Raw genomic sequence first — 12411 nt, 5'->3', positions numbered from 1 at the left:
CTCACTCCCAGACGGTTTGCTTGCGGCCGCGCAGCACGATGTCGAACCGATAAGCCAGCGCGTATTCGCTCACCGCGTGCTCCCAATCGAAACTAGACACCATGCGTTCGCGTGCCAGCGGGTCGTCCACGCAGTTGTAGATCGGGTCGTGCGCGAGCAACGGATCACCGGGGAAATACATCTGCGTGATCAGGCGTTGGCCGATGCCATCGCCGTGCAGCGAGAAATGGATATGCGCCGGCCGCCAGGCGTTGTAGTGGTTGCGCCAGGGATAGGCGCCGGGCTTGATGGTCTTGAAGGCATAGCGCCCGTGCGCGTCGGTCAGCACCTGGCCGGTGCCGCGAAAGTTGGGGTCCAGCGGCGCATCGTGGCGGTCGCCTTCGTGCTGGTAGCGCCCGGCCGCATTGCATTGCCAGACTTCCACCACGCTATTGCGGACCGGCGCGCCGTTTTCGTCGAGCACACGGCCTGAAACGATAATGCGCTCGCCCAGTGGCTCACCGGCAAAGCCGGCGGTGAGGTCGGCCGCATGCGCGCCCAGGGTGATTTGCGAAGGCCGTGGCCCGGTGACTTCCGACAGCGTGACCGGCATGGCGATCGGTGCACGTGTGGGCGCACGCAACGCGGTGGACGCATACGGCGCATGCAGATAGGCAGGCTGTGTGCCGGCGCGGGGGCGCCGATAGCCGAGCAGGGCATCGCCGGGCGGCGTATCAGGGGGAAGGTCGTGCATCGGCATCTCCGTCAGACGCAGGTGTGAGCGTGATCGATGAAGTGGGCATGCAACGGCGCGGGCACGAGATCATGGCGCTCAAACACGCTCGATCGCCAGCGCTACGCCCTGGCCAACGCCAATACACATGCTGGCCAGCCCGCGGCGGCCATTGCAGGCGTCGAGTTGACGCAGCAGCGTCAGTGCGAGCCGTGCACCGCTCATGCCCAGCGGGTGGCCCAGCGCAATCGCGCCGCCATTAGCATTGACGTGCGCGGCATCGTCGGCCAATCCGAACGCGCGCGTGCAGGCCAGCGCCTGCGCGGCGAATGCTTCGTTGAATTCGATCGCATCGAATTGCGCGATCTGCAGCCCCAGCCGCGCCAGCAGGCGTTGCGTGGCCGGGATCGGGCCGATGCCCATGTAGGTCGGCTCCACGCCCGCCGAGGCAAACCCCAGCACCCGCGCGCGTGGCGTGAGCCCGTGTAGGTGCAGCGCGCGCGCCGAGGCCAGCAACAGGCTGGCGGCACCGTCATTGAGGCCGGCCGCATTGCCGGCCGTGACCGTGCCCGGCTGGCGGAACACCGGCTTGAGCCGCGCCAGGGCCTCGGCACTGGCATCGGCCCGCGGATGTTCGTCGCGCATCACCTGCACGCGCTCGCCGCCCTTGCGCCCGGCCACCGCCACTGCGGTGATCTCGTCGTCGAAGAACCCGGCAGCCTGCGCGGCGGCGGTGCGCTGCTGGCTGCGCAGGGCAAACGCATCCTGGTCGTCGCGGCTGATGGCGTAGCGCTGCGCGACGTTCTCGGCGGTCTCGCCCATCAGCTCCACGCCGTAGGTCGCTTCCAGGCGCGGATTGATGAAGCGCCAGCCCATCGTGGTGTCGTGCAGGTGCTGGTTCCGGGCGAACGCCGATTCCGCCTTGCCCATCACCCACGGCGCGCGCGACATCGACTCCACGCCCCCAGCCAATGCCAGCTCCAGTTCGCCGGCACGGATGCCGCGTGCCGCAATGCCCACCGCTTCCAGTCCCGAGCCGCACAGGCGATTCACCGTGCTGCCCGGCACCGAACTGGGCAAGCCAGCCAGCAACACACTCATCCGCGCGACATTGCGGTTGTCTTCGCCGGCCTGGTTGGCGCAGCCCAGGTAGACATCGTCGATGGCCGCCGGGTCCAGCTGTGGATGCCGCGCCAGCAACGCGGCGATCGGCACCGCGCCCAGATCGTCGGCGCGCACGCTGGACAGTGCGCCGCCGTAACGGCCGATCGGCGTGCGAATGCCATCCACCAGATAGACCTCGCTCATGCCTCGGCTCCCGCCGCTTGCGTTCCGTGGGCTGCGGCGGTGCGTGCCTGCAACGCACGCAAGGCGTGCAACTCGGTGGCGGTGGGTGCGGCAGTTTCGGTCAGCGTTGCGGCAAAGAGCACCGCCCAGCCGGTGGCCGCGGTGACCTGCGCCTGGGTCACGCCAGGATGCAGCGCGGTCACGGTGAGCTCGCGGCTGACCGGGTCGGGTTCCATCACGCATAGATCGGTGACCACCACGGTGGGGCCGGCACCGGGCAGGCCGGCGCGGGTGCGCGCATCACCGCCGTCCAGATGACCGACGGTGGTGATGAAGTCCAGCGTCTGCACGAAGCTGCGCGTGGACTGCCGCATGATGATGAACACCTGCTTGGCGCTGGTGGCGATTTCCGGCGCGCCGCCGGCACCGGGCAGGCGCGTCTTCGGTGCAGCGTACGGGCCGATCACGGTGGTGTTGAGGTTGGCATGGCGATCGATTTGCGCCGCGCCCAGGAACCCTACATCCACCCGCCCGCCTTGCAGCCAATAGCGAAAGATCTCCGGGGTAGAGACCACGGTGTCGGCGGTCTCGGCCAGTTCGCCATCGCCGATCGACAGTGGCAACACCTGCGGGCGCGCACCGATCGGGCCGGATTCGTAGATCAACGTGACCTCCGGTGCATGCGTCAGACGCGCCAGATTCGCCGCGGTGGAGGGCAGGCCGATGCCGACGAAACACACCGCGCCATCGGGCAGGCGACGTGCCGCCGCCACGGTCATCATTTCGTTGGTGCTGTAGTCGCTCATGCCGCCTCCGCGTGCTGGCTGCCGGCATATACGCGCTGGAACCCGGCAAAGTCGTCGGTGTCCAGGATGTGGGCCTGGATCCACGCCTGGAACCGCGCGCGATCGCGGGCGATGGCATCCCAGGCCAGATAGAAGCGGTTGTCGCGCGCGGAGTAGCCATGCGCATACGACGGCGCGGCGCCCCCGGGCACCACGCAGACCGCACTCACCACCCAACGCGGCAGGATGCAGGCATTGGGCGGCGCATCGAGTGTGTCGACGATCTCCTCCACCGTCACGATCACCTTGCGCGCGGCCAGCGCGGCCTCTTTCTGCACGCCCAGAATGCCCCACAGCAACACATTGCCGCGGCGGTCGGCCTGCTGCGCGTGGATCACGGTGACATCCGGATTCACCGCCGGCGAGGTCGCCAGGGTCTGCCCGGTGTAGGGGCATTGCAGGAAGCGGACGCTGTCGTTGACCTTGGGCAGGTCCGAGCCCACATAGCCGCGCAGGACCGCGAATGGCAGGCCCGACGCGCCGGCCACATACGCGTTGGCCATGTCTGCGTGGCTGTGTTCGCGCAGTTGCAGCGGCGCAGGCCAGCCATGTTCCACCGCATCGCGCAGCCGGTGCAGCGAGCCCACGCCAGGATTGCCGCCCCAGGAAAAGCGCAGCGCCGACGCGCAGCCGGCGCCGATCAGCTGGTCGTAGATCAGGTCCGGGGTCATCCGGACCAGCCGCAGGTTGCGTTTGCGCTGGCGGATCACCTCGTGGCCGGCGGCGTGCGGGATCAGGTGGGTAAAGCCTTCCATCGCCACGCAATCGCCATCGGCGATCAGCTGTGCCACGGCCTCGGACAGGGAAACGATGTCGGCCATTCCAGACTCCTGCACACCACGGTGTCGCCACGGTAGGCCCCGGTTTGCGTGCCGGTCAATCCGATTATCGAAATTGCCATTCGATAATCGCACATGAATACCAGCCACTTGTGCCACCAACATTGTCTCCGGTGTATACATAACTTCGCCCGCAAGCGGACGCCAGCGCGGCAGTGCGCGTCAACTTCGGGTTGGGCGCAGTGTCTTGCGCCAGTCCTTACCCAGGTTGCCTAGAAGCCCAGGAGTCACGGTCATGTCACAGTCCAAGCCGCTGTTCCCCCTCAACGCGTGGTACGCCGTCGCCTGGGACCACGAGGTCAAGCACGCGCTCACCCCGCGCAAGCTCTGCAACCTGGACGTGGTGCTCTACCGCACCACCGCCGGGGCCGTGGTGGCGTTGGAAGATGCCTGCTGGCACCGGCTGGTGCCGTTGTCGATGGGCAAGCTGCGCGGCGACGACGTGGTCTGCGGCTACCACGGGCTGGTCTACAACGCGCAGGGCCGCTGCGTGCACATGCCCTCGCAGGAAACCATCAACCCCTCGGCCTGCGTGCGCGGCTTTCCTGTCGCCGAAAAGCACCGCTACGTGTGGGTGTGGCCGGGCGACCCGGCGCAGGCCGATGTGGCGCTGATCCCGGACCTGCACTGGTCGCACGATCCGGCCTGGGCCGGCGACGGCCGCACCATCCACGCCAAATGCGATTACCGGCTGGTGCTGGACAACCTGATGGACCTCACCCACGAAACCTTCGTGCATGGCTCGAGTATCGGCCAGGACGAAGTGGCCGAAGCGCCGTTCGAGGTGGTGCACGGCGACCGCACGGTGACCGTGTCGCGCTGGATGCACAACATCGACCCACCGCCGTTCTGGGCCGGCCAGATCGCGCGGCACCTGAACTACCACGGCAAGGTGGACCGCTGGCAGATCATCCATTTCGAAGCACCGGGCACCATCGCCATCGATGTCGGCGTGGCCATCACCGGCACCGGCGCGCCGCAGGGTGACCGCAGCCAGGGCGTCAACGGGTTCGTGCTCAACACCATCACCCCGGAAACCGACACCACCTGCCATTACTTCTGGGCGTTCATGCGCAACTACGCGCTGCATGACCAGTCATTGACCACGCTCACGCGCGAAGGCGTCACCGGCGTATTCGGCGAAGACGAAGCCGTGCTGGAAGCCCAGCAACGCGCGATCGACGCGCATCCGGACCACGCGTTCTACAACCTCAACGTAGACGCCGGCGGCATGTGGGCGCGACGCGTCATCGACCGCCTGATCGCGCGCGAACAGCGCGCCGGCGACCTGTCCCTGCGCATGGTGGGGTGATGGCCATGCGCGATGCATCAACACCGCTGCACGTTGCGTGCGTGGCCCGTGCGCTGTCGCCAGTGCCTGCAGCGCATCAACGCCACGCACGTGCTGCACAAGCGCCAGGCGCAGGCCGCATACCGGGATCGAAGCAAGGAGATCAGCATGCGTAAAGACACCCATTGGCACCACGCCCGCGTGGTGAGTGTTGCCGATGCCTGCCAGGGCGTGCGCGAGATCGTGCTCGACCCGGGCGCGAACACGCGCAGCTTCGAGGTGGGCAGCCATCTGGATTTCCGCCTGCAGCTCCACGGGCGCGAGGATGTGCGGTCCTATTCGCTGGTGGGCGAGCCCCGCGCCGATGGCTATTACCAGGTGGCGGTGCGGCAGATGCCCGAAAGCCGCGGCGGCTCGCGGCATATGTGGACCTTGGCACCGGGCGACGTGGTGGAAATTTCGCCACCCAGCAATAACTTCGCGCTGGATGAAGCAGGCGAGGAAATCCTGCTGATTGCAGGCGGTATCGGCGTGACGCCCATCATGGGCATGGCGCAGCGGCTGGCGCGCCGGCATGCCGCGTTCCGCATGCTGTACGTGGGCCGCGCACGCGACACCATGGCCTATGTGGACACGCTGGAGGCGCTGCTCGGCGCACGCCTGCAAGTGCATTGCGACGACCAGGCCGGCCCGCCGGATCTGGCCGCGGAACTGGCCACCTTGTCGCCCAATGCCGAGGTCTATGTCTGCGGGCCGCTGGGCATGCTCGAAGCAGTGCGCCAGCAGTGGCACGCCGCCGGCCGGCCGCGCGCGCGCCTGCATTTCGAGACCTTCGGCAACAGCGGGCGGGTGCCGGCACAGGCCTTCGTGGTCAAGTTGCCTGGGCTGGGCATGGAAGTGCAGGTGGCCGAGAACGTATCGATGCTCGACGCCCTGGCCGACGCCGGCGTGGAGCTGATCGCCGAATGCCGACGCGGCGAGTGCGGGTTGTGCGCGGTGGACGTGCTCGACACGGCGGCCGACATCGACCACCGCGACGTGTTCTTCAGCGATGCCCAGCGCAGCGAGAACCGCAAGCTGTGCGCGTGCGTGTCACGTGCGGTGGGCGGCAGCATCAGCATCGATACAGGCTACCGCGCGGGCTCCGGCTGAGCGCGCAGGCATCGTGCTTGGGTCGCGTCATGCGACACCATCGCGGCGGTGTGAGCGACAGACCCCGTCGCCTTTCGGGGCAGTCAAAGTCGAGCCGTTCGCCACCACCCACCATCCACCGACTGGCCGGTGGTGCGTATGACACGCAGTGATTGCAGTGGTCAGGCGGCCACTGCCGTGGTCGGTCTGGCCCAGCGCGGCGCGGCCATGCTCGTGCTTGCATCCTCACGCGCATGGGCGATGATCTGCGCATGGAGTCGACTCATTACAGGACCGTGCCGGCGCCGGCACTCAATCCGCGCCAGGAGCAGTTGGTGGCCTTGGTGCGCCAACAGGGCTTTGCCGACGTGGAAGGGCTGGCAACGCGCTTTGAGGTCACGCCGCAGACCATTCGCCGCGATCTGACCTTGCTCTGCGATGCCGGCGTGCTGCGCCGGTATCACGGCGGTGTCAGCATGCCGTCCAGCGTGGAGAACCTGGCGTATGCGGCGCGCAAGGCGCTGCAGGCGCGCGAGAAGCAACAGATCGCCACGCAGGTGGCGCGCTTCATTCCCGACGACGCCTCGCTGTTCATCAATCTCGGCACCACCAACGAGGAAGTGGCGCGTGCTTTGCTGCAGCACCGCGGCCTGCGCGTGATCACCAACAACCTCAACGTGGCGGTAATGCTCAGCGCCAATCCCAGCTTCGAGGTGATCGTGGCCGGCGGCGTGGTGCGTGGCCGCGACCAGGGCGTCACCGGCGAGGCGACGGTGGAGCTCATCCGCCAGTTCAAGGTGGACTTCGGGGTGATCGGCATTTCCGGGATCGACCTGGACGGCACGCTGCTGGATTTCGATTACCAGGAAGTGCGCGTGGCCCAGGCGATCATCGAGCATTCTCGGCAGGTGCTGCTGGCCGCCGACCACAGCAAGTTCGGCCGCAACGCGATGGTGCGGCTGGGGGCGATTGCACAGGTGCACGACTGGTTCACCGACCGGCCGCCGCCGGAGGAGCTGCGCACGGTGCTGGCCGAGGCTGGCACGCGCGTGCATCTGGCCGGCGTCGCGGGCTGACTCCCGCGCTTGAGGGCTGGGCGGCCGGAGCCGCAGGGCTTGTCCCGGCGGTCCAGCAGGCGGCTGATGTGCGTGGTGGTGTTCGGCATGCAGCCGGGCTCGGGCCGGGGTTACCGACCAAGCCCGGACAATGTTCGTTTGTGTGCGATTGCGGCGATCTGCGGCACACGCGCCATCCATCCATCGCTAATATCTATCGAAATACGCGGATCAATAGTCTCATTGTTACCAGAAGCCGCAGATCAGCCACATACGCCTCTTCACGCCTCCGCAAGGCGTCATGTTCGAATATGTTCGAACATGACAACTTAGGTTCGCTCTTGCTGGCGAGCCCGGACGGAGGCACCGATGGGCGAGACATACGATCTTCTGGTAATCGGCGGCGGCATCAACGGGGTCGGCATCGCCCGTGACGCGGCCGGGCGCGGTCTGTCGGTGTGCCTGTGCGAACAGGACGACCTGGCCGCGCATACCAGCAGCGCCAGCACCAAGCTCATCCACGGTGGCCTGCGCTATCTGGAGCAGTACGAGTTCGCATTGGTCGGCAAGGCGCTGGCCGAACGCGAGGTACTGCTGCGGCTAGCGCCGCACATCATCTGGCCGCTGCGCTTCCTGCTGCCGCATCAGCCGCATCTGCGCCCGGCCTGGATGATTCGCGCCGGGCTGTTCCTGTACGACCATCTTGGCGGCAGCAAGCGCAGCCTGCCGCGCTCGCGCCGGCTGTCGCTGCGCACCCATCCGGTTGGCCAGCCGCTGCAGGAGTCGCTGCGCACCGGCTTTGTGTATTCCGACGCATGGGTGCAGGACGCGCGGTTGGTGGTGCTCAACGCGATGGATGCGGCCAAGCGTGGCGCGCAGATCCATACGCGTACGCGTTGCGTTGGCGCCTGGCGCGATGCCGGGTTCTGGTATGCGGAGCTGGAAGGCTGCGACGGACGCCGCCGCACCGTGCAGTCGCGTGCGCTGGCCAATGCGGCCGGTCCGTGGGCGGTGTCGTTCCTGGACAAGGTGGCCGCGGTGCCGCACCAGCATGCGCTGCGCCTGGTCAAGGGCAGCCACATCGTGGTGCCCAAGCTGTTCGACCACGACCACGCGTACATCTTCCAGCAACCCGACCGACGCATCGTGTTTGCCATTCCCTACGAGCACGACTTCACCTTGATCGGCACCACCGACGTGGATTACGAGGCCGACCCGTCCGCTCCCAAGATCGACGCGGCCGAGGTGCAGTACCTGTGCGATGCGGTGAACTTGTATTTCCAGCAGCAGATCACCCCGCAGGATGTGGTGTGGAACTACAGCGGGGTGCGTCCGCTACTCGACGACGCCGAAGACAACGCCGCCGAAGTGACCCGCGACTATCAGCTGGAAGTGCTCACCGACGGCGCACCATTGCTCAACGTGTTCGGCGGCAAGCTCACCACCTACCGCAAGCTCGCCGAAGAAGCCGTCGACCGGCTGACCCATGCCCTGGGCGCGCGCAAGCCGGCGTGGACCGCGCGTGGCGAGGCCCTGCCCGGCGGCGAACAACGCGACATCGCCAGCCTGCTGGAGCGCGTGCGTACTGCGCGTCCCTGGCTGCCGGCGGCCACCGCACAGCGGCTGGTGCGCAACTACGGCACCTGTGCCGAGCAGCTGCTTGGCGATGCGCAGGACATGGCTGCACTCGGCCAGCATTTTGGTGCGGACCTCTACCAGGCCGAGGTGGATTACCTGTGCGCCCGCGAATGGGCGCAGACCGCCGACGACATCCTGTGGCGCCGCAGCAAACTGGGCCTGCGTGTAGATGCCGAGGCGCGCGCGCGCCTGGAGGCGTATCTGCAGACGCGGCCAGCTGCGCACGCCAACGCGCAGACGCACGCGGTGCCAGCCTGACAGCGTGACTGACGTTGCCAACGAGGAAGGGTCGTTGGCAACGTATCCTGGCGCGCGCGCCGCGCATCATCATGGGTATTTCGTGGAGGGCAACTGAGATGAGCACAACCAGACACACTTGCGCGTCGCCAGACGCATCGCAACACCGCCATGGCCGTGCACCGCGCAGCGCGCAAGGCCGCCCATGAGCCGTCAACTCGTGGGTGAGTTGATCTCCGAAGCGGTGGCGATGTTCATCATCATCGCGCTGGGCGATTCGGTCGCGGCGATGTACATCCTCTACGACCCCAGCCCGTATCAAAACGCCTACTGGGGGGTGTGCATCGCCTGGGGTCTGGCGGTGACGCTGGCGATTTATGTAACCGGTTCGGTGTCCGGCACGCACGCCAACCCTGCCGTCACGCTGGCGCTGGCGTTGTTCCGCGATTTTTCCTGGAAAAAGGTGCTGCCGTACTGGGGCGCGCAAGTGGTCGGCGCGTTTCTTGGCGCGGCGATTGTCTACCAGCTCTACGGGCCGGTGATCGACCACTACAACCAGGTGCAGCAGCTCACCCGCGAAGCCGGCGGCGCTGCGGGGGTGTTCTTCACCGCGCCGGGCCTGGCGGTCACGCCGATGCATGCGTTGGTGGACCAGATCATCATCACCGCGTTTCTGATCTTCGGTATCTTCGCCATCACCGAGCGCTTCAACGAGGCGGCGCCAACCGCCAACTCGGGCGCGTTGATGATCGGCTTGCTGGTGGCCACGCTGGGCGCCTCGATGGGCTATCTGGAAGCCTGGGCGATGAACCCCGCGCGTGACTTCGGCCCGCGCCTGTTCGCGTATTTCGCCGGCTGGGGCGAAGCCGCACTGCCGGCCAAGGACAACTACTGGTGGATCCCGATCGTCGGGCCATTGATCGGTGGCCCGCTGGGCGCCCTCGCCTACCAGTGGCTGATCCTGCCGTTCCTGCCGGCGCGGGTGTTGCACCTGCAAAAAGCCGCCACCCCGCCACTCGATCCGCCGTGATCGCACCGCTGCACTGACAGTCACGCCGTGCGCGCGGTGCGCCGGCCTTTGTTTCGAGGAATGCACGATGGAAAAGAAATACGTCCTTGCGATCGACCAGGGCACCACCAGCTCGCGCGCGATGTTGTTCGATCGCCAGGGCAAGGTGGCCGGCGTGGCGCAGCGCGAATTCGGCCAGATCTTTCCGCAGCCGGGCTGGGTGGAACACAACCCGCGCGAGATCATGACCAGCGTCTACACCACCATTACCGAGCTGCTCAACAACGCGCAGATCGACGCGCGCGAGATCTCAGGCATCGGCATCACCAACCAGCGCGAGACCGCGGTGGTGTGGGACAAGGCCACCGGCCAGCCGATCTACAACGCCATCGTCTGGCAATCGCGGCAGACCAAGGACATCTGCACCCAGCTCAAAGAGGCCGGCCATGAGCAGATGGTGCGCGACAAGACCGGGCTGCTGATCGATGCGTATTTTTCCGGCACCAAGGTCAAGTGGATACTCGACCACGTGGAGGGCGCACGCGAACGCGCACGCAAGGGCGAGCTCGCCTTCGGCACCATCGACAGCTGGCTGATCTGGAACCTCACCGGCGGCAAGGTGCACGTGACCGACTACACCAATGCCTCGCGCACCATGATGTACAACATCCACACCCTGGAGTGGGATGCAGAGCTGCTGGAGATGCTGGACGTGCCCGCGCAGATGCTGCCGGAAGTGCGCTCTTCCAGCGAGGTCTATGGCATGACCCAGACCCAGTATTTCTACGGCGAACAGGTGCCCATTGCCGGCATTGCCGGCGACCAGCAGGCCGCATTGTTCGGGCAAGCGTGCTTTGAACCGGGCATGGCGAAGAACACCTATGGCACCGGCTGTTTCATGCTGATGAATACCGGCGACAAGGCCGTGGCCTCCAAGGCCGGCTTGCTGACCACCATCGCCTGGGGCATCGACGGCAAGGTGGAATACGCACTGGAAGGCGCCATCTTCGTGGCTGGCTCGGTGGTGCAGTGGCTGCGCGATGGGCTGCGCATGTTCGGCAAGGCGAGCGATTCGCAAGCCTATGCGGAGCGTGCCGGCGACAACGACGGCGTGTATTTCGTCCCGGCCTTCGTGGGCCTGGGCGCACCGTACTGGCGCAGCGATATCCGCGGTGCGGTGTTCGGCCTGACCCGCGGCACCAGCAAGGAACACTTCGTGCGCGCGGCGGTGGAATCGATGGCTTACCAGACCCGCGATGTGCTCACTGCGATGCAGAGCGATTCGGGGATCGAACTGAAGGAGCTGCGCGCCGACGGTGGCGCGATCGCCAACGACTTCATGGCGCAATTCCAGAGCGACATTCTCAACGTGCCGGTGCTGCGTCCGGAGGTGGCCGAAACCACCGCGCTGGGCGCGGCCTACCTGGCGGGCCTGGCCACCGGGTTCTGGAGCAGCCGCGAAGAAATCGCCAAACAATGGGCGGTGGATCGCCGCTTCGAGCCGAACATGCCCGAAGAGCGGCGCGAACAGTTGTATGCCGGCTGGCAGCAGGCAGTGGAAGCCACCATGGGCTTCCGCATCAGCTAAGCACTACCACCGAAACGACTGCGCCCACCATCCGGTGGGCGCAACGTTAGGTTGGCAACTCGCGTGAGTTACGCACTGCAGTGCTACACGCTGCAGCCCTGCAGTGTCGCAGCAGTTACTGGCCGCCAGTATTGGCACGGCCGGCGATGGTGTCCGGGTCCCAATGTTCCTTGATCAGGCCTTTTTCGATGCGGAACATGTCGAACCAGGTGGTGGTGTAGGTCTTGGACGGATCACGCGGGTCCGGCAAGGTCCGCACCGATACCAGCGTGACCAGATCGCCATCGGCGGTGATCGCCACCAGCGGCAACTGCACACGCGACTGCACCGGGGTGGGCGGCACGAATGCGGTGAGGAAGGCGATGAACGAATCGCGGCCGTTGGCCACGTTCGGGTTGTGCTGGATGTAGTTCTTGTCCATGTACATCGGCGCGTACTGCACCTGGCCGGCTTCGAACACGATGCGCCAGAAATCGTAGACCAGGCGCTTGTTGGCAGTTTCGGACCAATTGGAGCCGATCAGCAGTTTCTGGTGGTTGGGATTGGCGGTGACGGCGGTCTGCGCGAAGGCCGCCATCGGCGCCAACAGCATGACCAGCAACAGCGCGCGGGAGAACAGTTGTTTCATGGGGTACTCCTGGGTGGGGAGGCCAGCCTGCCGCTCGCATGCCATCAAGGCGGTCAGTGCCGACGATTGGGGGAATGACGCGTCCTTGCCAACGTTGCGCTCCGCACGCGTCACCGCCACCCTACCGGCCGCGCTCGCTCGCCCGCTAGAC

At 66.4% G+C, this 12411-nt stretch carries 11 protein-coding genes; 6 read left to right on the top strand and 5 right to left on the bottom strand.

Annotated elements, in window-relative coordinates:
- Position 1 precedes the first annotated feature (1 nt).
- The 4 genes from pcaH to ACD584_RS02320 all read right to left on the bottom strand — a co-directional run bounded on the left by pcaH (position 2) and on the right by ACD584_RS02320 (position 3665).
- Positions 2–739: a protocatechuate 3,4-dioxygenase subunit beta gene (gene pcaH, locus ACD584_RS02335; protein ID WP_076037395.1), complete on the bottom strand. Its 738-nt coding sequence runs from the start codon at positions 737–739 to the stop codon at positions 2–4.
- A gap of 72 nt (positions 740–811) precedes the next feature.
- The gene (gene pcaF / locus ACD584_RS02330) at positions 812–2020 is read right to left on the bottom strand and encodes a 3-oxoadipyl-CoA thiolase (protein ID WP_011035620.1); all 1209 of its coding nucleotides are present in this window, start codon (positions 2018–2020) and stop codon (positions 812–814) included.
- Positions 2017–2805, bottom strand: coding sequence for a CoA-transferase subunit beta (locus ACD584_RS02325; RefSeq protein ID WP_076037396.1), 789 nt, complete (start codon positions 2803–2805; stop codon positions 2017–2019). Before ACD584_RS02325 ends, pcaF begins: the two co-directional genes overlap by 4 nt.
- Positions 2802–3665, bottom strand: a complete 864-nt coding sequence (locus ACD584_RS02320; protein WP_076037397.1) for a CoA transferase subunit A — start codon at positions 3663–3665, stop codon at positions 2802–2804. Before ACD584_RS02320 ends, ACD584_RS02325 begins: the two co-directional genes overlap by 4 nt.
- 253 nt (positions 3666–3918) lie before the next feature.
- On the opposite strand from ACD584_RS02320, the gene ACD584_RS02315 reads away from it, so the two are divergent.
- From ACD584_RS02315 to glpK, 6 genes are all read left to right on the top strand, one after another.
- Positions 3919–4995 (top strand): aromatic ring-hydroxylating dioxygenase subunit alpha, encoded by a 1077-nt coding sequence (locus tag ACD584_RS02315; protein ID WP_014509300.1) that lies wholly within the window; start codon positions 3919–3921, stop codon positions 4993–4995.
- A 147-nt stretch (positions 4996–5142) separates the two neighbouring features.
- Positions 5143–6126, top strand: coding sequence for a PDR/VanB family oxidoreductase (locus ACD584_RS02310; protein ID WP_050912557.1), 984 nt, complete (start codon positions 5143–5145; stop codon positions 6124–6126).
- 233 nt (positions 6127–6359) lie between these two features.
- The gene (locus tag ACD584_RS02305) at positions 6360–7181 is read left to right on the top strand and encodes a DeoR/GlpR family DNA-binding transcription regulator (RefSeq protein ID WP_012437127.1); all 822 of its coding nucleotides are present in this window, start codon (positions 6360–6362) and stop codon (positions 7179–7181) included.
- Between the two features lie 348 nt (positions 7182–7529).
- A complete protein-coding gene (gene glpD, locus ACD584_RS02300) occupies positions 7530–9056 on the top strand; it encodes a glycerol-3-phosphate dehydrogenase (RefSeq protein WP_040940440.1) in 1527 nt (508 codons plus the stop codon).
- Between the two features lie 184 nt (positions 9057–9240).
- On the top strand, positions 9241–10065 hold the full coding sequence (locus ACD584_RS02295) for an MIP/aquaporin family protein (protein WP_011035613.1): 825 nt from the start codon (positions 9241–9243) through the stop codon (positions 10063–10065).
- A 67-nt stretch (positions 10066–10132) separates the two neighbouring features.
- Positions 10133–11632, top strand: coding sequence for a glycerol kinase GlpK (gene glpK / locus ACD584_RS02290; protein WP_014509304.1), 1500 nt, complete (start codon positions 10133–10135; stop codon positions 11630–11632).
- Between the two features lie 115 nt (positions 11633–11747).
- On the opposite strand, the gene ACD584_RS02285 is transcribed toward glpK, so the two are convergent.
- On the bottom strand, positions 11748–12260 hold the full coding sequence (locus ACD584_RS02285; RefSeq protein ID WP_070689459.1) for a nuclear transport factor 2 family protein: 513 nt from the start codon (positions 12258–12260) through the stop codon (positions 11748–11750).
- Positions 12261–12411 lie beyond the last annotated feature (151 nt).

The sequence above is a fragment of the Xanthomonas sp. NCPPB 2922 genome, from assembly GCF_041520885.1.
Lineage (GTDB): Bacteria > Pseudomonadota > Gammaproteobacteria > Xanthomonadales > Xanthomonadaceae > Xanthomonas > Xanthomonas campestris.
This window is presented reverse-complemented; position numbering and strand designations above follow the sequence as displayed.

Bases quoted from the DNA above. Each gene is read 5' to 3' on its own strand.
- pcaH (WP_076037395.1), bottom strand. From the start codon at position 739: ATGCCGATGCACGACCTTCCCCCTGATACGCCGCCCGGCGATGCCCTG.
- pcaF (WP_011035620.1), bottom strand. From the start codon at position 2,020: ATGAGCGAGGTCTATCTGGTGGATGGCATTCGCACGCCGATCGGCCGT.
- ACD584_RS02325 (WP_076037396.1), bottom strand. From the start codon at position 2,805: ATGAGCGACTACAGCACCAACGAAATGATGACCGTGGCGGCGGCACGT.
- ACD584_RS02320 (WP_076037397.1), bottom strand. From the start codon at position 3,665: ATGGCCGACATCGTTTCCCTGTCCGAGGCCGTGGCACAGCTGATCGCC.
- ACD584_RS02315 (WP_014509300.1), top strand. From the start codon at position 3,919: ATGTCACAGTCCAAGCCGCTGTTCCCCCTCAACGCGTGGTACGCCGTC.
- ACD584_RS02310 (WP_050912557.1), top strand. From the start codon at position 5,143: ATGCGTAAAGACACCCATTGGCACCACGCCCGCGTGGTGAGTGTTGCC.
- ACD584_RS02305 (WP_012437127.1), top strand. From the start codon at position 6,360: ATGGGCGATGATCTGCGCATGGAGTCGACTCATTACAGGACCGTGCCG.
- glpD (WP_040940440.1), top strand. From the start codon at position 7,530: ATGGGCGAGACATACGATCTTCTGGTAATCGGCGGCGGCATCAACGGG.
- ACD584_RS02295 (WP_011035613.1), top strand. From the start codon at position 9,241: ATGAGCCGTCAACTCGTGGGTGAGTTGATCTCCGAAGCGGTGGCGATG.
- glpK (WP_014509304.1), top strand. From the start codon at position 10,133: ATGGAAAAGAAATACGTCCTTGCGATCGACCAGGGCACCACCAGCTCG.
- ACD584_RS02285 (WP_070689459.1), bottom strand. From the start codon at position 12,260: ATGAAACAACTGTTCTCCCGCGCGCTGTTGCTGGTCATGCTGTTGGCG.